General features: G+C 71.6%; 20 protein-coding genes and 1 pseudogene. 11 read left to right on the forward strand and 10 right to left on the reverse strand.

What is annotated here, in order from left to right:
* Window positions 1–8 precede the first annotated feature (8 nt).
* The 4 genes from QLQ12_RS41565 to QLQ12_RS41580 form a co-directional block, all read right to left on the reverse strand.
* Entirely contained in the window at window positions 9–545 is a 537-nt protein-coding gene (locus QLQ12_RS41565) for a hypothetical protein (protein ID WP_282766554.1), read from the reverse strand.
* The gene (locus tag QLQ12_RS41570; protein ID WP_282766555.1) at window positions 542–817 is read right to left on the reverse strand and encodes a hypothetical protein; all 276 of its coding nucleotides are present in this window, start codon (window positions 815–817) and stop codon (window positions 542–544) included. Before QLQ12_RS41570 ends, QLQ12_RS41565 begins: the two co-directional genes overlap by 4 nt.
* Before the next feature lie 99 nt (window positions 818–916).
* Window positions 917–1,408: an ATP-binding cassette domain-containing protein gene (locus QLQ12_RS41575; protein ID WP_282766556.1), complete on the reverse strand. Its 492-nt coding sequence runs from the start codon at window positions 1,406–1,408 to the stop codon at window positions 917–919.
* Window positions 1,405–1,773 carry a GntR family transcriptional regulator gene (locus QLQ12_RS41580; protein ID WP_282766557.1) on the reverse strand — a complete coding sequence of 123 codons (369 nt, stop codon included), beginning with the start codon at window positions 1,771–1,773 and terminating at the stop codon, window positions 1,405–1,407. Before QLQ12_RS41580 ends, QLQ12_RS41575 begins: the two co-directional genes overlap by 4 nt.
* Before the next feature lie 167 nt (window positions 1,774–1,940).
* On the opposite strand from QLQ12_RS41580, the gene QLQ12_RS41585 reads away from it, so the two are divergent.
* A complete protein-coding gene (locus QLQ12_RS41585; RefSeq protein ID WP_282766558.1) occupies window positions 1,941–2,450 on the forward strand; it encodes a GNAT family N-acetyltransferase in 510 nt (169 codons plus the stop codon).
* 173 nt (window positions 2,451–2,623) lie between these two features.
* Here the strand turns inward: QLQ12_RS41585 and QLQ12_RS41590 are convergent, their stop codons facing one another.
* Entirely contained in the window at window positions 2,624–3,505 is an 882-nt protein-coding gene (locus QLQ12_RS41590) for an LLM class flavin-dependent oxidoreductase (protein ID WP_282766559.1), read from the reverse strand.
* 61 nt (window positions 3,506–3,566) lie between these two features.
* Between QLQ12_RS41590 and QLQ12_RS41595 the strand changes: the two genes are divergently transcribed.
* The 5 genes from QLQ12_RS41595 to QLQ12_RS41615 are packed head-to-tail and all read left to right on the forward strand — an operon-like array spanning window position 3,567 to window position 8,578.
* Window positions 3,567–4,418 (forward strand): hypothetical protein, encoded by an 852-nt coding sequence (locus QLQ12_RS41595; protein ID WP_282766560.1) that lies wholly within the window; start codon window positions 3,567–3,569, stop codon window positions 4,416–4,418.
* Window positions 4,418–4,984, forward strand: a complete 567-nt coding sequence (locus QLQ12_RS41600; protein ID WP_282766561.1) for a DUF4129 domain-containing protein — start codon at window positions 4,418–4,420, stop codon at window positions 4,982–4,984. Before QLQ12_RS41595 ends, QLQ12_RS41600 begins: the two co-directional genes overlap by 1 nt.
* Window positions 4,981–6,303 carry a DUF4350 domain-containing protein gene (locus QLQ12_RS41605; protein WP_282766563.1) on the forward strand — a complete coding sequence of 441 codons (1,323 nt, stop codon included), beginning with the start codon at window positions 4,981–4,983 and terminating at the stop codon, window positions 6,301–6,303. Before QLQ12_RS41600 ends, QLQ12_RS41605 begins: the two co-directional genes overlap by 4 nt.
* The gene (locus QLQ12_RS41610) at window positions 6,300–7,262 is read left to right on the forward strand and encodes an AAA family ATPase (RefSeq protein ID WP_282766564.1); all 963 of its coding nucleotides are present in this window, start codon (window positions 6,300–6,302) and stop codon (window positions 7,260–7,262) included. The genes QLQ12_RS41605 and QLQ12_RS41610 overlap by 4 nt, the downstream gene beginning before the upstream one ends.
* Window positions 7,262–8,578 carry a DUF58 domain-containing protein gene (locus QLQ12_RS41615; RefSeq protein ID WP_282766565.1) on the forward strand — a complete coding sequence of 439 codons (1,317 nt, stop codon included), beginning with the start codon at window positions 7,262–7,264 and terminating at the stop codon, window positions 8,576–8,578. The genes QLQ12_RS41610 and QLQ12_RS41615 overlap by 1 nt, the downstream gene beginning before the upstream one ends.
* Here QLQ12_RS41615 and QLQ12_RS41620 read toward each other — a convergent pair.
* Entirely contained in the window at window positions 8,545–9,528 is a 984-nt protein-coding gene (locus QLQ12_RS41620; RefSeq protein WP_282766566.1) for a stage II sporulation protein M, read from the reverse strand. The genes QLQ12_RS41615 and QLQ12_RS41620 overlap by 34 nt on opposite strands.
* A 23-nt stretch (window positions 9,529–9,551) precedes the next feature.
* On the opposite strand from QLQ12_RS41620, the gene QLQ12_RS41625 reads away from it, so the two are divergent.
* The 3 genes from QLQ12_RS41625 to QLQ12_RS41635 all read left to right on the forward strand — a co-directional run bounded on the left by QLQ12_RS41625 (window position 9,552) and on the right by QLQ12_RS41635 (window position 11,129).
* Window positions 9,552–10,391, forward strand: a complete 840-nt coding sequence (locus tag QLQ12_RS41625; RefSeq protein ID WP_282766567.1) for an RDD family protein — start codon at window positions 9,552–9,554, stop codon at window positions 10,389–10,391.
* A gap of 139 nt (window positions 10,392–10,530) precedes the next feature.
* Window positions 10,531–10,719 carry a hypothetical protein gene (locus QLQ12_RS41630; protein ID WP_282766569.1) on the forward strand — a complete coding sequence of 63 codons (189 nt, stop codon included), beginning with the start codon at window positions 10,531–10,533 and terminating at the stop codon, window positions 10,717–10,719.
* Entirely contained in the window at window positions 10,716–11,129 is a 414-nt protein-coding gene (locus tag QLQ12_RS41635) for a hypothetical protein (protein WP_282766570.1), read from the forward strand. The genes QLQ12_RS41630 and QLQ12_RS41635 overlap by 4 nt, the downstream gene beginning before the upstream one ends.
* Before the next feature lie 100 nt (window positions 11,130–11,229).
* Here QLQ12_RS41635 and QLQ12_RS41640 read toward each other — a convergent pair whose 3' ends face one another.
* Entirely contained in the window at window positions 11,230–12,336 is a 1,107-nt protein-coding gene (locus QLQ12_RS41640; protein ID WP_282766571.1) for a DUF808 domain-containing protein, read from the reverse strand.
* A 273-nt stretch (window positions 12,337–12,609) separates the two neighbouring features.
* Window positions 12,610–13,388 (reverse strand): annotated as a pseudogene (locus tag QLQ12_RS41645) (hypothetical protein).
* 82 nt (window positions 13,389–13,470) lie between these two features.
* Here QLQ12_RS41645 and QLQ12_RS41650 point away from each other — a divergent pair.
* A complete protein-coding gene (locus tag QLQ12_RS41650; protein WP_282766572.1) occupies window positions 13,471–13,659 on the forward strand; it encodes a hypothetical protein in 189 nt (62 codons plus the stop codon).
* A 251-nt stretch (window positions 13,660–13,910) separates the two neighbouring features.
* Here the strand turns inward: QLQ12_RS41650 and QLQ12_RS41655 are convergent, their stop codons facing one another.
* Together QLQ12_RS41655 and QLQ12_RS41660 are read right to left on the reverse strand one after the other, a co-directional pair.
* On the reverse strand, window positions 13,911–14,855 hold the full coding sequence (locus QLQ12_RS41655) for a hypothetical protein (protein WP_282766574.1): 945 nt from the start codon (window positions 14,853–14,855) through the stop codon (window positions 13,911–13,913).
* Window positions 14,797–15,390, reverse strand: a complete 594-nt coding sequence (locus tag QLQ12_RS41660; RefSeq protein WP_282766576.1) for a histidine phosphatase family protein — start codon at window positions 15,388–15,390, stop codon at window positions 14,797–14,799. Before QLQ12_RS41660 ends, QLQ12_RS41655 begins: the two co-directional genes overlap by 59 nt.
* 184 nt (window positions 15,391–15,574) lie before the next feature.
* Here QLQ12_RS41660 and QLQ12_RS41665 point away from each other — a divergent pair, with 184 nt between their 5' ends.
* A complete protein-coding gene (locus QLQ12_RS41665) occupies window positions 15,575–18,643 on the forward strand; it encodes a Tn3 family transposase (protein WP_282766577.1) in 3,069 nt (1,022 codons plus the stop codon).
* Window positions 18,644–18,661 lie beyond the last annotated feature (18 nt).

The raw sequence follows: 18,661 nt of genomic DNA on the forward strand, positions 1-18,661 counted from the left end.
CGACGACCCTAGTACGCAGCGGCAGGTCCCGGGCGGCCGCCCACAGCAGCACCCAGCCGACCGCGACCGCGCCGGCCGTGAGCGCGACCAGCGTGACGGCGCCGTCCGGGCCGAACCAGCATGTACCAGCTGGCCAGGAAGATCATCGGGTAGTCGCCGGCCTCGAACACCCGGTGGTCCTGCAGGGCGCGGGCCCAGCCGGCGGCCCGGTAGAGGACCGCCTCCGCGGCGTAGACGCCGGTGAGCAGCGCCGCCAGGACGCCGGCGGTGACGACCTGGAAGACCGGGTGCTGAATCAGGAACTCGCGGCGGGTACGGCCGTGCACGACCATCCTGGCCAGCACCCCGGTCGCGCTGTAGCCGTAACCGACGGCGAGCCAGTGCAGCACCTGCCCGGCGACGTCGACCGCGCTGATCGTGGCCGGCCCCCGGGTCACGGCGGCCGCCAGGATCACACCGACCAGCACGTACACGGCGCCGAGGAACATCACCAGGAAGACGGTGTGCGCACAGAACAGGTAGCGGGCGATCGGCCAGCGGCTCACGGGGCACCTCCGGTCAGATGGATGAACAGGTCCTGCACGGCGACCGGGCCGAGTTCCAGGCCGTACGCGCGGGCCAGGCCCCGCCGCTCGTCGCCGAGACCGCCGTAGAGGGTGACCTCCTTGGTCGGGCCCAGCCGCCGCTCGCCGAGCACGGTCAGCCCGTACACGAAGTCGTCGACCACCGACGCTGGGCCGGTCACCGACACCCCGCGCGAACGCAGGTCGTCGAGGTCCTCCCGCACCAGCAGCCGGCCCTCGTGCAGGATCAGCACCTGCTCGAACAGCGGGCTCTGCTCCTCGATCAGATGCGTGGACAGGATGAACGTGCGCGGATGCGCCAGGTAGTCGCGCAGCAGCTCATGGTGAAACAGCTACCGGGCGGCCGCGTCCATGCCCAGGTGCGCCTCGTCGAACATGGTCAGCGGCGCCCGCGACGCCAGGCCGACGACGATGCCGAACGCCGAGCGCTGGCCACGCGAGAGCCGCCCCAGCCGGCGCCGGCCGGACAGCCGAAACGGCCGAGCAGGTCGGTGGCGTACGCCCGGTCGAAAGGTGGGCCGCAGCATCGCGGCCATGCCGAGGATCTCGGCCAGCTGATCGGTGGGATCACCGAGGCCGCCGTCGTCCCGGATCAGGCAGATCCGGGTGGTGGACCGGGCGTTCTCGAACACCGGCTCACCGTCGAAGGTGACCGTGCCGCCGGACGGTTTCCGGAAACCGGCGAGCGTGGACAGCAGGGTGGTCTTGCCGGCGCCGTTGCGGCCCAACAAGCCGTAGACCCGACCGGCCGGCAGATCGAGGTCGAGGGGATGCAGGGCCGTCGTCTCACCGAAACGGACCTGCAGGGCGGTGGTAGTGATCATCGGCCGTCTCCCGGGATGAGCGCGGATATGCGGGCCACGATGTCGGCGACCGGAATACCCAGGGTGCGGGCCTCGGCCGCCATCGGTTCGAGCACCTCGGCGAAGAACCGCTCACGCCGTTGCCGGCGCAGCCGCTCCTGCGCGCCGGCGCTGACGAACATGCCGACCCCGCGCCGCTTGTAGATGACGTTCTCGTCGACGAGCTGCTGGAACGCCTTGGCGGCGGTGGCCGGATTGATGCGGAAGTAGGCGGCGTACTGATTGGTGGACATCACCTGCTCGTCGGCACCCAGCGCCCCGCGGAGCACGTCGTCCTTGATCTGGTCGGCGATCTGCCGGTAGATCGGACTGCGCTCGTCGAACATCGCCCGCCTCCACACGTCGAGACATCCAGGTTCCGGGGTTCGTTACTCCAGTAACTAACCATAGAACATCGATGCCCGGAACGCAGAGCGGCGCGGCGAGGAAGCCGGCCGGCACCGTGTTAGCGTCGAGCCGGACGCCTCCTGACGGCCGGCCCGACGGAGCCTTCATGACCCGCTGGAACACCCGCCCCGAAACCCCCGCCGACATCACGGCCGTGCACGCGATCATCGCCGCCGCCTTCCCGACCGAAGCCGAAGCCGACCTCGTCGACGCGTTACGCGCCGACCCGGCGGCCTGGATCGACGGCCTGTCCATGCTCGCCACCGGCACCGACGGCACACCCGCCGGGCACGCGCTGCTCACCCGCTGCCACGTCGGCGGGCAGCCGGCCCTCGCGCTGGCGCCCTGCGCGGTCCTGCCGGCGGCGCAGCGCACCGGCGCCGGGTCGGCGGCGATCCGGGCCGTCCTCGACGCGGCCCGCGACCGGGGCGAGAACCTGGTGGTGGTGCTCGGCCACGCCGGCTACTACCCGCGGTTCGGGTTCACCCGGGCCTCCGGATTCGGTATCAGCGCGCCCTTCCCGGCCCCGGACGAGGCGCTGATGGCGCTGGCCCTGGACCGGACCCGCCCGGTGCCGGCCGGCACCATCGCCTACGCCGCGGCGTTCGGCGTGTGACCCCCCAGCTCCGCTGATCCCGGTGACGGCGAGCCCGCGCCCCGCAAGCCGCGGCAGGTCCGGCCCGCCGGCGCGGACCTGCCGCCCCCCCCCCCCCCCGCGGGGGGGGGGGGGCCCGCCGCGCGGCCCCCCCCCCCCCCCCCCCGGCGGGGATCGGTAGCCCTACCGGCGGCTCAGGGCTTGACGATGTGGTGGATCGTGTCGAGCGCCTTGAGCCGGTCAGCGCCCGTACCGAGCAGGAAGTCCGGGATGATCAGCTCGTCGACGCCGACCTCGCGGTAGGCGTCGACCGTGCGGGCCACCTCGTCGGCCGAGCCGCCGTAGAACGGCGCCGTCACCCCGTCCGGCGGGCCGCCGTCGACCGACACCAGCGCCTGCGCGGTCCGGCCGATGGCCTTCGGGTCCCGGCCCACCTCGGCGCAGAACCCGTCGAGGACCCGCGACTTGTGGCCGATGACGTCGGGCAGCCCCCAGGTGTTCCACAGATCGGCGTACTCGGCGACGACCCGCAGCATCCGCTTCTCCCCCTTGGCCCCGATCATGATCGGGAGCGGGTCCTGCACCGGCTTCGGCTCGCAGACGGCGTCGGTGAGCCGGTAGTACTCGCCGTCGAACGTGGTCGTCGGGGTCCGCAGCAGCCCGTGCAGCACCTGCAGCGCCTCGACGAACCGGTCCAGCAGCCGCTTCACCGGCAGCAGCTCGATGCCGTACTGCCGATGCTCGTTGACCTGCCAGCCGGCGCCGACCCCGAGCACGAACCGGCCGCCGGTGATCTGGTCGACGGTCGCGGCCATGTTCGCCACCACCGCCGGATGACGGTAGGTGTTGCCGTAGACGAGCGTGCCGACTCGCACCCGCGGCAGCACCGCGCCGAGCGCGGCGACCAGCGAACCGGCCTCCAGCACCGGATGATCGGGGCGCACGTCCGGCGGGGTGTTCGGCATGAAGTGATCGGCGATCCACACGCCGTCCCAGCCGGTGTCGGCCGCGTGCCGGGCCACCTCCACCACGTCAGCGTAGGGCTGGGCCGCGCCCGGCCAGATCGAGAGTCGCATGGGCGCCACCTTGCCAGACCGCCCGCAGGGCCGTGCGCCGCGTTGACCTAGGATGCCCGCCATGCGGGTGGACGGGGAGACGGGGATCGTTCCCCTGCGGGCGATGACCGCGGGAGAGGTCCTGGACGCGGCGGTGGCGCTGCTGCGCCAGCGTGCCCTGCCGCTGCTCACCCTGTCGCTGGTGCTGGCCGCCGCCGAACAGCTGCTGCTGGGCCGGCTGCGCGACGCCGCCGGGCTGCGGCCGCCGTTCTACTACTGGGGCGTCGGCCCGGAAAACGTCTCCTGGGTGCCGGTGCTGGCCACCGGCTTCGCCACCGAGGCGTTCATCATCGCCGTCCTCGGCGGCTACGCGGGCGCCGCCGCCGGCCCCGCCCTGCTCGGCCGGCACGTCCGGCACCGCGAGCTGTGGCAGCGCTCCCGGCCCGCGGCGACGCTGCTGATCGCGCTGACGATGGCCGCGCTGACGTTCGGCGCCGCCATCGCCGGATTCGTCGGCGTCATCTTCGTCTACGGGCTGGCCGGCCTCGCCACCGTGATCCTGACCATCGACCGCACCGCCAACCCGTTCACCGCGCTGGGCCGCTCCGTCGGCCGGTCCGCCCGCCACGGCATGCGCGGCCTCCTCGTGCGGCTGATGGGCTACCTGACCTGGCTGGCGATCCGGCTCGCCCTGGGCAGCGGCTGGGTGTTCGCCGCCGAGAGGCTGACCCCGGTCTCCGGCACCGAGTGGTGGCTGTACTGGGCGGTGCCGATCGCCTGGGGACTGGCCAACGCCGTCGCCTACGCGGCCCTGGCCTGCATGGACGCGGTCCTGCTACTGGACATCCGGATCCGCACCGAAGGCCTGGACATCTCGGTGGGCCGGGCCCGCAGCCTGGGCCGGGACACCGAGGCCGTGCTGGTGGCTCGCTGATGAGAGGCTACGACGAGTTCCTCGGCGTGATCTTCGCGACCTTCCCGGCCGGCAAGGTGCTGCTGATCCTGCTCGCTCTCACCGCCCTGGTGGCCGCCGGCTGGTACTGGTTCCCGGCCTGGGTGCCGGACCGGCTGCCCCGCATCCGCCTGCCGAAACGGCGACGCCGCCAGCGCAAACCCCAACACGGCCAGAAACCCACCCGCCGCGCCCGCCCCCGGCGCGGCGAACCGAGCCGGGAACCGGCAGCGGCGGCCGGGTCGCTGGCCGACCGGCTCGCCGCCGAGGGCCGCTACGCCGAAGCGATCCGCGAACGCCTCCGCGACACCGTCACCGCCCTCACCCGCGCCGGCCTGATCACCCCCGAACCCGGCACCACCGCCGCCGAGCTGACCGCCGAGGCCGCCACCGGCCGGCCGGTCGTCGGACCCGCCCTGACCGGCGCCACCAGCCTGTTCTCCGAGGTCTGGTACGGCTACCGGCCCGCCGGCCCACCCGAGGACGAGCGGATGCGCCACCTCGCCGCCGAGGTGCGCACCGCGCTCGACGAGGGAGCCGCCCGATGAAACGCTGGATGCGCGCCGCCATCCCGTTCGCCGTCCTGACCACCCTGGTCAGCGGCACCCTGATCGTCCACGCGATCGAACAACCCGACCCCGACGACCCGGAATACCTCGCCCCCGACCAGGTGCGCGAGATCAGCGGCGGCACCCTCGCCGAACGGCTGCGCGCCCGCGGCGTCACCGTCGAACGGGCCACCAGCACCGAGGCCGCCGTCCAGGCCGCCACCGCCGCCGACGCCGCCGTCACCCTGTTCGTGACCACGCCCGACCTCGCCGACCTCACCGCGGTCCGCCGCCTGCCGGCCGGCAGCACGATCGTCGCGGTCGACCCGTCCCCGTCGGCGCTGCGCCGCAGCGGCTGGCCGGCCGAGGTGAGCCGCACCCACTGGACCACAGCGGTCACCGCACCCTTCTGTGGCGAGAAGCTCGCGAACGAGGCCGGGCCGGCCGCCGTCCGCAAGACCGAGTACCGCACCCCCGCCGCCGGCACCACCTGCTACCAGGGCGCCCTGGTGACCTTCCCGGTCAACCGGCACTCCGTCACCCTGGTCGGCTCACCCGACCCGTTCCGCGACGACCGGATCACCGAACACGGCAACGCCACCCTCGCCGTCGGCCTGCTCGCCCAGCACGAGCGGCTCGTCTGGCTCGACGTGCACACCCCCGACCGGCCGCCGCGCACCACCCCGCCGACCACCCCGCCGACCTGGACCCCCCCGCCGGGCTACGACGAGACCCCGCAACCGTGGCAGACCGGCGGCATCCCCGGCGACGGTGACGGCCGCGGCGAACCGGGCGACGGCGACCCGGGAGCACCGGCGACCCCGGCGACACCACCACCCGGCGACGGCGAGGACGAGGGCCTCGGGTCCGGGCCGATGGACCCCCCGCTGCTGCAGTCCCTGCCACCGGCGCTGTGGGCCACCCTGCTGCTGATCGTGCTGGTCATGCTCGCCCTGGCCGCCGCGGCCGCCCGCCGCCTCGGCGCCCCGGTCGCCGAACCCCTGCCGTCGCGGGTCCCGGCCAACGAGACGATGCTCGGCCACGCCCGCCTCTACCAGCGCGCTCGGGCCCGCGCCGCCTCCCACGACATCCTGCGGACGGCCGCCCGGCGCCGGCTGGCCGCCCACCTCGGCCTGCCCGCCGACGCCGACAGCGAAGCGATCGCCGCCCAGGCCGGGCTGCCCGTCCGATACGTGCGCGACATCCTCGACCGCCACCCGCCCGAGAGCAACAGCGACCTCGTCGAGGCCGCGACCCTGCTGCACCGCCTGGTCCGGGACGTCACCGAACCACACCGCCACGAAGGAGAGCAGTCGTGACAACCGATTCCCACCAGGCCCGCGAGGCGCTGAGCCGGCTGCGCGCCGAGGTCGGCAAGGCCGTCGTCGGTCAGGACGCGGTCGTCGGCGGGGTGCTGGTCGCACTGCTCTGCGGCGGCCACGTGCTGCTCGAAGGCGTCCCCGGCGTCGCCAAGACCCTGCTGGTGCGGACCCTGGCCGCCGCCCTCGACCTGGACACCAAACGCGTCCAGTTCACTCCCGACCTGATGCCCGGCGACGTCACCGGCTCCCTGATCTACGACGCGCACAGCGCCGCCTTCAACTTCCGCGCCGGCCCCGTCTTCACCAACCTGCTGCTCGCCGACGAGATCAACCGAACCCCGCCGAAGACCCAGGCCGCCCTGCTGGAGGCGATGGAGGAACGGCAGGTCACCGTCGACGGCGCCGCCCGCCCGCTGCCGCAGCCGTTCCTGGTCGCCGCCACCCAGAACCCGATCGAGTACGAAGGCACCTACCCGCTGCCCGAAGCCCAGCTGGACCGGTTCCTGCTCAAGCTGTCGGTGCCGCTGCCGCAGCGCGACGAGGAACTCAACATCCTGCGCGCCCACCACCACGGCTTCGACCCGCGCGACCTGAAAGCCGCCGGCGTCCACCCGGTCGCCGGGCCCGCCGACCTGATCGCCGGCCGGTACGCCGTCCAGCGCGTCGCCGTCGCCGACCCCGTGCTGGCCTACATCGTCGACCTGTGCCGGGCCACCCGGACCGCGCCCGCGTTCGAACTCGGCGCCTCACCGCGCGGCGCCACCGCGCTGCTGGCGGTGTCGAAGGCCAACGCGTGGCTGCACGGCCGCGACTACGTCGTCCCCGACGACGTGAAGGCGTTCACCGTGCCCACCCTGCGCCACCGGGTCCGGCTGCGCGCCGACGCCGAACTCGACGGCGCCACCGTCGAAGGCGTCCTCGCCGCGGTCCTGGCCGCCGTGCCGGCGCCCCGCTGATGATCACCCGGCGCTTCGCGCTACTGCTCGCCGCCGGACTGCCGCTGGTGCTGCTGCTGCCGGACCCGTGGCTCGCGGTCGCGGCGGTGACCGCGACAGCCGTGCTGCTGGCCCTGCTCGACGTGGCGATCGCCGGACCACTGACCGGACTGCGGCTGCACCGCGACGGCGACCGCACGGTGTGGCTCGGCACCACCGCCCGCGTGGTGCTGACCGTCACCAACACCGGCGACCGCGCCGTGCGCCTTCACCTACGCGACAGCTGGGTGCCGTCGGCCGGCGCCGGCCCGCTGTCCCACACCGCCGTGCTGCACCCGGACAGCGAACAGCCGTTCACCACCACCCTCACCCCGACGCGGCACGGCGACCGCCCCGCCGTCCGGGTCACCCTGCGCTCGATGGGACCGCTCGGACTGGCCTACCGGCAGCGCCGCCACCGGTGGAACACCGCGAAGACACCGGCCTGGACCCTGCGGGTGCTGCCCCGGTTCCCGTCCCGGCGGATCCTGCCGGAGAAACTGGCCCGGCTGCGCATCGTCGACGGCTCGGTGGTCACCCGCGGGCGCGGCCACGGCACCGAGTTCGACGCGCTGCGCGAATACGTGATCGGCGACGACGTCCGCTCGATCGACTGGCGGGCCAGCGCCCGCGCCCACGACGTGGTGGTCCGCACCTGGCGCCCGGAACGCGACCGGCGCGTGTTCTGCATCCTCGACACCGGGCGCACCTCGGCCGTACGCATCGGCGACGCGCCCCGGCTCGACGCCTCCATCGACGCGGCCCTGCTGCTGTCGGTGCTGGCCACCCGCGCCGACGACCGGGTGGACCTGCTGGCGCTGGACGCGGCCGTGCGGACCCGGGTGGAAGGCGGCGGCCAGCGCTCCAAACTGGGCCGCCTCATCGACGGCATGGCGTCGCTGCAGCCGCACCTCGCCGAGACCGACTTCACCCTGCTCGGCCAGGAGATGCTGCGCCGCGACCGCAAACGCGCCCTGCTGGTCGTCTTCACCGCGCTGGACACCGCACCGATGATCGCCGGGCTGCTGCCGCTGCTGCCGAAACTCACCGCCCGGCACAAGGTGATCGTCGCCGGCGTCCGCGACCCGCTGGTCAGCCGCCTGGCCCACCTGCCCGACGACGCGACCGCCGCCGACGTGCACCGGGCCGCGGCCGCGCACCGGGTGCTCGCCGAACGCGACCGGGTCCGTGACGTGCTGGCCCACGCCGGCGCGACCGTGGTCGACGCCGACGCCGACGCGTTCGCCGGCAAGGTCGCCGACGTCTACCTGCTGCTCAAAGCCTCCGGGCGGCTCTGAACCTCCTCGCCGCGCAGCGCCACCGCCCGGCCCCACACCAGCGCGTACACCAGGAACAGCCCCCACAGCCCGGCGCCGATGCCGATCCGCACCGCCGGCGGCAGTGCCGACGGCGTCACCCAGGCCTCCAGCAGCCCGGCGACCAGCAGCACGAACACCAGCCCCACCGCGACGGTCATGCCCTCGCGCGCCCAGTGCACCAGCGACGTGCGGCGGCTCATCAGCGGGCCCGGCGCGATCCACGACCAGCCGATCCGCAGGCCCACCCCGCCGCCGACGAAGATGGCGGTCAGCTCCAGGAAACCGTGCGGGGCGATGTAGGTGAGGTAGACGTCGCCGGCGCCGGCGTCGAACATCGCCGCACCCATCATCCCGATCTTGAGCAGGTTGTCGCCGAGCAGGTAGAACACCGGCACGATCAGCACCCCGGAGGCCAGGCACTGGGCGGTCAGCATCGCGTTGTTGACCCACACCGACGCGAAGAACGTCTCCGCCCGGTACTCGCTGTAGTAGCCGACGAAGTTGTCCACCAGGATCTGCTCGTCCGGATGCCGCCCGAACCAGTCGGTCAGCACTTGCGGGTGCTGCTGCACGTACGCGATCAGGCCCCACGCCGCGCCGACCAGCACCACCATCACGGTGATCCACCACCAGCGGGTCCGGTACAACGCCGCCGGCAGCCGGGCCGCGAAGAACCCGGCGACCGGCCGCCACGACATCCGGTCGCTGCGGTTGATCGCCGCCCGCCCGGCCAGCACCAGCCGCGACAGGTCGGCCAGCACCACCGCGTCCGGGGTCCGGCTGCGCACGATCGACAGATGGGTGGCCGCCCGCTGATACAGCAGGACCATTTCGTCCACTTCTGCCGGGTCTAGCCGGCGCTGGGTGACCAGCACCTCCAGCCGCCGCCACTCGCCGCCGTGCTCGGCAACGTACGCATCGAGATCCACCCTCGCAGCCTAGAGGTCGCATCGTGTTGACTGTGCGGGTGCTCACCACCGCCGAAGCCGTCGAGATCGACGTGCGCCCCGCCCGCCTGGGGTCCCGCGCCATCGCCCTGATGTTCGACATCATGATGCAGGCGGTCGTCTTCGGCCTGCTGGCGGCGGTGTTCATCATCGTCTGGACGTTTCTGCCCTATCCGTACATCCTCCCCAACACCGCCTTCCTGATCGGCATCGCGATCGTCGCGGTCGGCTACCCCACCGTGATCGAGACCGTCACCAACGGCCGCAGCCTCGGCAAAGCCGTCATGGGCCTGCGCGTCATCCGCGAGGACGGCGGCCCGATCCGCGCCCGCCACGCCTTCACCCGCGCCCTCATCGGCCTCGCCGTCGAATGGCCCGGCGTGCTCATGCCCCTGGTCACCTGGGCCGGCAGCCTCACCACCATGCTCGCCTCCCGGCGTGGCCGGCGCCTCGGCGACCTCGCCGCCGGCACCCTGGTCGTCCACGAACGCCGCCCCGTCCCGTGGAACCTGGTCCCCGGCATGCCCGCCGGGCTGTCCGACTGGGCCCTCAACGCCGACCTGTCCGCCGTCGACGACGACCTCGCCGAAGCCATCCGCCAGTTCGCGGCCCGCTCCCACCAGTTCGCCGAGCCGTACCGGTCGGTCCTCGGCCAGAGCCTGCACGCCGAAGTCAAAGCGAGAGTCTCCCCGCCGCCACCGGCCGGCACCGCCCCCTGGTTCTTCCTCGTCGCCGTGCTCGCCGAACGCCGCCGCCGCTCGGCGACGCAACTCGCCGCCACCCGGATCGTCACCCAGCGCGTCCTTCCCGGCTTCGGCACGATTCCCGCGGCTTCACGCCGCTGATTTCTCCTCTCGTACGACCCGCGCGCCCCCGCCGCACGCAAGAGGCGCCACCCCACCGCCCCGCCGATGCCGGGCACCGTCACTCGTCCAGGCGACTTCGGGCGTGTCCGGGCCCCGGAGGGCTGGTTAAGCTGGGCCGGTGACCGACGATGCCGACCAGTCGCAGCCCCCGCCGCGTCCCAGTCAGCAACTGGCAGCCCTCCTCGGCCTCCCCGAGCCGGAGCCGTTCACCGAGGAAGAGGAACGCGCCTTCGAGCGGTGGATGGACGAGGGCGACGCTCAACAGGAAGCGATCATCGCTCGCCGCCGCCAGCAGCGGGCCGCGTGAGCCGCAACCGCAGACCCCGGATCCTCGACGCCTCCGCCCTGGTGGAACTGTTCTCCGGCCATTCGACACTGATGCGGCTGCTCGATCTCGCCAACGGCGGCCACGCCCTGCTGGCCGTGCCGACCCTGGCCATCGCCGAGGCCCAGGCGGTGCTCGACGCGCCCCCGTCACACTGGAACCGCATCCTCGCTCTCCCCGGCATCCGGGCGATGGACCTGGCCCAGCACATCGCCGTCGAGATCGGCGGGATCGCCGCCCCCCGCCTGCAGAACCATCCGGTCCACACCGCGCTGATCGGCCCGCTGATGACCGCACAGGTCCTCTACGAGGCGAAGACCATGAACGCCGCGATCATCACCAGCGTGCCCGAGGCGTACGGCGGGCACGAGGTCGCCATCCAGCCGATCTAGCCCGCCGCCGTGGCGGCCCGCGCTTCCGCGGCCCGAACGACCACGGCCCGGGCCGCCACCGGTTGCGGTGGCGGCCCGGGGCGGGGGGGTGGGGCGGGGGTTAAATGGGAGCGGGGGGGGCCGCGGGGGGCCGGGCCGGGGCCCGGGCCGCCGGCTTGCTGTCCGGCGCGGTGTCCGCGGTCACCGCCGCCGACTTCCCCGGCGCGGTGGGTGTCACGGGCGCGTCCGCGGACTGGTCGGCGGTGTGCCCCGTCGCGGCCTTGCTGCCCGGCTCGGCCTCGCCGTGGGACTTCTTGCGGTGCACCGTCACGCTCATGATCGCCACGATCACCGCGCCGACGATCAGGCCGATGATCGCGCTGGCCACCGTGTTGACGATCCAGCCCACCACACCACCGAGCGGGCCGGTCGCGTTGCGCGCCGCCACCTCCATGTGGTGGACGAAATCGTACAGCGGGTGGAACCCGAGTTCGTTGGTGCCGGCCAGCAGGATGTGCCCGCCGACCCACAGCATCGCCGCGGTGCCGATCACGCTCAGGGCGGTCAGCACCTTCGGCATCGCCTTGACCAGGCCACGGCCGAACTTGGCCGCCGCCTTGCTGGGCTTCTCGGCCAGCCGCAGGCCGACGTCGTCCATCTTCACGATCAGGCCGACGGCCCCGTAGACCAGCACCGTCATGATGACCGCGACGACGGCCAGGATGATCAGCCGGTTCCAGAACGCCTCCTCGGCCACCTCGTTCAGCGAGATCACCATGATCTCGGCCGACAGGATCAGGTCGGTACGGATGGCCCCGGCGATCAGGGTCTTCTCGTCCGGCCGCAACTCCTCCTCGGCGTGCGCGTCGTGGTGGGCGACCCTCTCCCAGACCTTCTCCGCACCCTCGTAACACAGATAGGCGCCACCGAGCATCAGCAGCGGTGTCAGCAGCACCGGCAGGAACTGACTGAGCACCAGGATTACCGGCAGGATGATCAGGAACTTGTTCCGCAACGACCCCAGGGCGATGCGTTTGACGATCGGGATCTCCCGCTCGGCAGCCAGGCCCCGCACGTACTGCGGCGTCACGGCGGCATCGTCGATGACTACGCCGGCCGCCTTGGCCCCGGCCTTGGCGGCGGCTACCCCGACGTCATCGACGGACGCGGCTGCCGCACGCGCCAGCACCGCAATGTCGTCCAGTAGGGCTGCAAGTCCAGCGCTCAAGGAACGTCCTCTCCTTCGGTGATGCGTTTGTGCAGACTCATTCTCGTCCAGGCCCGCTCTGCGTGCATGACCCCCCTCCTTACCCTGTTGGAGGCCCGCCGAAAGGGTGTGGGAGAACATGAATCCCGGCAGCCATCGGCCGGCCCCGGAAACCGCTGAGAGCCCTCTCCTCGAACCGCCGGTACCGGGTATACGTCTTCACCCGCCATCCGCCCCGGCACGCCGGCACCGATCCGGCTTCGCCGCCCGGATCCCCATCAGCGAGCGTGCCGGTCAGCCGAGCAGGCCGACCTTGAAGGCCAGATCGGTCGCCTGCCGGCGCAGTGCGGGCGGCCCGGCGAGGACGGCGGTGACCATGTGACGGGCGTACTGGTTGTACCGGATGGTCTCCGGTGCGCTGTCGTACGCCCGGTTCAGCAGGCCCAAGGTGGCCTCGTGCTCGTGCTCGTGCTTGAGGTGGTGGCCGCGGGCTACCTCGATCAGGTGCCGGGCGCGGCGGGGCCGGGAGGGGATGGCCTCGGCTTGGGCGGTCGTGGCCATGCGCACGGCGCCGTCGCCCTTGCGCAGTTCGACCTCCAGGGTGACCGCATGAGCGATCATCACCGGCTTGGAGAAGCTGGTGGCCCGCTGGTAGTAGGTGTCGGCGAGGGCGCGCACCACCCGGTCGGCTTCGTCCCACGAGCGCCAGGCGGCTCCAGAGCGGCCGGCGCGGGCGGCGGTGAACGCCGCCGCGGCGTGCAGCGCCCCGTACATGCCAGCTGGGCGTCGCGGATCAGGTCGGGCAGCAGGCCACCGATGACGGTGCGATGGTCCGGAGACAGGTGCCGGGCCCGCCACGCCACGTCGAGACGGGCGGCGATGTGCTCGAGCGGCTGCGGTGCCCGGCCCGTGGGGCTCGACCACTGGTTGAGCACTTCCCGGACTGCGGGCAGGGCGGCGTGCGCGGTCCCCGGCATCAGGACGACCTGCTCGCCTTCGGTGATCAAGGCTGTCACCGGAACCTTCAACGCCCGCGCGACCTGCCCGAGCGTGGTGAGCCGAGGCGGCAGAATGCGGCCGTTCTCGACGCTCTTGACCTAGTCAGGGGATTTGCCGACCAGCCCGGCGAGCACCACACGGGTCATTCCCGCGCGGGTGCGCAGCAACTTGATCCGCTGCCCGGTCGTCAAAGTGAGCAGGTTCGGCCACCTCGCTATCTGGCCCCTCGCCGAGCTCGGTCCGCGGATGGGCAGCAAGCCGGTCGACCTCGCTCAACTGCGGCCCGAGTTCGCGCACGTGCCGCGCAACCAACTGCCGCCCTACCAGGTACGACGCGGTTGGTAGGCGCCGCCGCAGCGCCGGGGCTTGCGTCTTCTCGCCGCCCTGCCGGGTCAGCTCTCCGGCGCGGCGGCGAGGAACTGGTCGTACTTCTCCAGCGACGGCGGGCCCGGGCGCCGGTCCGGAGGCAGCCGGGCCAGGGTGGCGTCGAGCACCGCCTGGCCGTCACCGGCTGGGTCCTGAACCAGCAGCCCGGAGATGATCTTGTTCGAAAAGCATTCGATTGATGAACAAGATCAACCGAGCCGCCGCCTAGATCAACTTTGATCCCTGGTCGCACGTTTCGTTAGCAACGCCCCCTCAATGCTCCCCGGTGGAGAGTGACGTAGCCGCCAGTACGCGCCACCCAGCAGGGCGAGCACTATCGCACTGATGGCAATGTCGTTGAGCAATGCCTCCCTTGCTGACACCAGGCGTGAATGGGGGTCGTAGTTCGGAACGAAGTACGCGAAGACGGCCGCCGAGACCAGCGCGGCGGCCCATGCGGTCAGGACGTGCCGCTGATTCCAGCCGGCGCGACGGGACCACAGAACGATCACCGCGGCGGCAGCTGTGGTGACCGCGACCTGCAGGCCGACCGCGGCCCAGCCGTGGGGGTCTGCGACGAAGCGGGCACCGAACACCAGTATCCCGGCCCACAGGGGATGCGGGCTGCGTCGGGCTACCGGCCGAGGCCGGCGCCGCCACCGGGGCAGCAGCGCGGCGCCGATCAGGGCCAGCACCGTCAGCGCCGCGAATGCCAGCTGCAGCGGGCTGGCCAGGAACCCTTTGCGGCCGTTCTCTTCATCGAAGAAGATTATCGAGCAGCCCAGGACGAACAGGACAACCATCACGATGAGGCCCGGGCGGCCCAGCCACGGCTGGTGACGCCGGGCCGGAGCCAGATACGACTCGACGATCACGATCGGGGCGCAGATGCTCAACGCGATGTGATTGCCGACGTAGGTCAGTGCGCTCCCGGCGCTGAACCCCAGCAGCGGCACGGTGGTGGCCCGGGCGGCCCCCACCTCATCGGCGTAGGCGGTGTTTTCGGTGAAGCCGAGGTTGAACAGCGCCTGATCAACTAGCCCGGCCTGAAAGATGCCGAATGCGGCCGCTAGCAAGACGATCGCCCGCCAGCCTCCGCCGAGCCGGACGGCGACCTCACGGATGAGTACCGCGGCTGCCCCGTACAGCGGGGCCAGGACCACGACGACAGACACGAACCCAGCGGCGGAGAAGCCACCCCAGGAACACTCGCCCGCCCACGGCGCCACAACCATAAGCGCCAGAACCGGGGCCCACCGGCGCCATCGCGGCAGGGCGGGGCCTGGAGGCGGGCCCGTCACGGGGAACTTCGTCGCGCCAGTAGCCATGGCACGACGGTAGGACCGCCACGCCCGACGGCGAATCGAACTTTGGTCTACCAGGCATTAACCAGAGTCGACCGCCGTCACCACCAACGACTCCGACGCCCCCCGGTGAGCCGTTGCGCGTGCCGAAGTCACACTCGCGCAGCCGCCAGTCATAGAGGATCGGGATGCCGGTGTCACCGAACGCGATCTCTGCCGTCTCCGCCGCGCGACGCAGGTCCGAGGTGAACACCGCGTCGATACCGCTGTCACGCCGGCGTCGGCCCATGTCGGCGGCGTTCGCTCGGCCCTGCTCGCACCGGCGCCCGGGAAGCCAACCCGTGGCGATGCCACGCTCGTTGTCCTCGCTCAGCGCATGGGTCTCGAACACGATCTCGATCGGCATCACGCGACGCTACCGGGGAGTTAGCCAAGGTACGGCGGAAACCGGCAATAGGTTGAGCGGTTCCTGTGTTTGCGCTGGTGAGGGCCGTGGGCCCGTGTGATCGATCCGGATCGTCGGCATAGTTGATCTTTTGGTATGTTCCTCGATCCGTATGGGTTGATCTTTACGGGTCTGGGGTTGTGGCGTGGCGTCGATCGAGCGGACCGCGTATCCGCGGTTCAAGCGCTTCCTGTCGGCCCGGGAGTTGCACGTGTTCTACACGCCGCAGCCGGAGGAGATCGCGTGGGCGAGTGGGCAGGTGCGCTCGGACAGTCATCTGCTGGCGTTCGTGGTGCAGCTGAAGTGTTTCAGCCGGATGGGGTACTTCCCGCGCCTGGATGATGTCCCGGAGGCGGTGATGGCCCACATCCGCCGGGATCTGGGCTTGGGTGAGGACGTCGTCGCGGTGTACGACTCGGATCGGACCCGGGGCCACCATCGGATGTTGATCCGGCGGCGTAGCGAGGTCGTGTCGGACATGCCCGCGGCCCGGGCGGTGGCCGCTGCGGCGATCCGGGAGGCGGCGGGGCGTAAGAACGATCCGGCCGATTTGATCAACGTGGCGTTGGAGAAGCTGGTCGAGGGTTCGTTCGAGCTGCCGGGGTACTCGACGTTGGACGAGATGGCCGCGCAGATCCGTGAGGAGGTCAACTCGGCGATCTTCGCACTGGTCGCCGGCCGGATCGGCCCGGCGGGTGTGGCCGCGCTGGACCGGATGCTGGTCGCCGGCGGTGCGGGGAGCAAGAGCGACTACAACCGGTTGAAGCGGACCGCGCCGCGGCCGTCGTGGACGAACTACCGCCTGCAGATCGAGCATCTGCGCTGGGTGGACAGTCTCGGCGACTCCCGGTCCTGGTGGGAGGGGATCGCGCGATCGAAGATCGCCGACTTCGCGGGTGAGGGGGAGGCCGGCGACGCCGCGGTGCTGGGGGACTACGGGGACGCGAAACGTATCGCGATTCTGGCGGCGATGGTCTACGCCGCGCAGCAGCGGGCCCGCGACGACACGGCGGAGATGTTCTGCCGGCGGGTCGCGACGTTGACGAAACGGGCCCGGCTGGAGCTGGAGGAGCTGAAGAAGCAGCAGCAGAAGGTCACCGAGGCGCTGATCGTCAACTACCGGCAGGTCCTGGAACATCTGGACCCGCTGGGCCCGGCCGCGGCGCAGCACGCCGCGGCGCTGGAGATGGCCCGTAAGACCGTCGAGGCCGTGGGTGGTTTCCCGGAAGAACTCGGCCGGATCGACGCGGTCCGGGCGACGCACGGCGACAACCATGTGCCGCTGGTGGCCCGGCACTTCCGCAAGGACCGGTCGTCGATGCTGGCGACGGTCGGCGTCCTGGATCTGGAGGCGACCAGCGCGGACCGCAGCGTGTTACAGCTGCTGGACTACATGCGCGAGCACACGATGCTGACCCGCGACCACATTCCCGACCGCATTGCGGTGTTCGACGAGACCGGCCGGCCGGTGACCGATCCGGAGACGGGTGAGCAGCGGGTCCACGTTTTCGACACGTCGTTCGCCTCGGAGAACTGGAACAAGTCGGTCCGGGACCGGGCCCGGCCGGGGATGTTCGTGCGCCGGCACCTGGAGGCGTGCGTGCTGACCTATCTGGCGGAGGAGTTGCGCACCGGGGACATCGCGGTGACCGGTGCGCAGGCGTACGCGAACTGGGCCGACCAGCTGCTCACTCCGGCGGAGGTGGCCGTCATGCTGCCCGGCTTCTGCGCCGAGGTCGGCATCCCGGCCAGCGCAGCCGGGTTCCGCGCGGACCTGCACGAGCGCCTCGATACGCAGTGCCGGGCGACCGACGCCGCGTATCCGGACCTGGCCGACTTCACGATCGATGAGTTCGGCCGGCCGTCGCTCAAGCAGTTCCGGGCGGCGCCGCCCACGCCGTCGGCGCAGGCTTTGGCCCTGGCGGTGCGGGATCGGATGCCGGAGCGCACGCTGATGGGGATCCTGGCCCGGACCGGGCACTGGCTGGAGTGGTGGCGCCGGTTCTCCCCGGTGTCCGGCTCGGACCCGAAGCTGAAGGACCCGTTCGTGCGCTACATCCTGACCACGTTCACCTACGGTACGAACCTGGGGCCGGCGCAGGCCGCCCGGCACATCGCCGGCGTCACCGCACATGAGCTGGCCACCACGTCGGCGCGGCACGTCACGATCGGCAAGCTGAACAAGGCGATCGCCGACGTCGTCGACGCGTTCACCGAGCTGGACCTGATCAAGGTGTGGGGTGACGGGTCGGTGGTCGCGGCGGACGGCACCCAGGTCGACACGTTCATCGACAACCTCCTGGCGGAGACGTCGATCCGGTATGGCGGAACCGGGGGTATCGCGTACCACTACGTGTCGGACACCTACATCGCGTTGTTCTCCAAGTTCATCCCGGTCGGGGTGTGGGAGGCCGTGCACATCATCCAGGGCCTGCTCGACCAGCAGTCGACGGTGAAGCCGGGCACGATCCACGCCGACACCCAGGGCCAGGCCCTGCCGGTCTATGCCCTCGCCCATCTGTGCGGGTTCGAGCTGATGCCGCGGGTGCGTAACTGGAAGGACCTGAACTTCTACCGGGTGTCCGCGGCCACCCGGTTCCGGCACATCGAGGCGCTGTTCGGCGAGCCCGGCCGCAACGTCATCGACTGGGACCTGATCGAACGCCACTACGACGACCTGATGCGCGTCGTGCTGTCGGTGGCCGCGGGGAAGATCTCGAGCGTGACGTTGCTGCGCCGGCTGTCGACCTACTCACGGCGCAACAACTTCTACAAGGCGTTCCGCGAGGTCGGCCGGGTCATCCGTACCATCCAGCTACTTCGCTACTTGTCGGACCCGCAGCTACGCCGGCGGACCACCGCGGCGACGAACAAGGTCGAGTCCTACAACAACTTCTCCGCCTGGTGCCGGTTCGGCAACGAGGGCCGGGTCCGCGACAACGACCCCGCCGAGCAGGAGAAACACATCAAGTTCTCCACCCTGCTGACCAACGCGGTCATCTTCCACACCACCCTGGACATGATGAGCGTGCTGCGGCAACTCGCCGTCGAGGGCTGGGAGATCAGCCCGGAGGACCTGGCGGTGCTGTCGCCGTACCAGACGATGCGGATCAACCGGTTCGGCGTCTACGCCACCGACGAAATCACCGTGACCCCGGAGCAGTACGACGCGCACCTGCCCGACATCGACCTCACCCTCGAACCCGTGGGCTGACCACGGTGCGGTGGTGTG

Source organism: Actinoplanes sandaracinus, assembly GCF_030009775.1.
In the GTDB taxonomy this organism is placed as follows: domain Bacteria; phylum Actinomycetota; class Actinomycetes; order Mycobacteriales; family Micromonosporaceae; genus Actinoplanes; species Actinoplanes sandaracinus.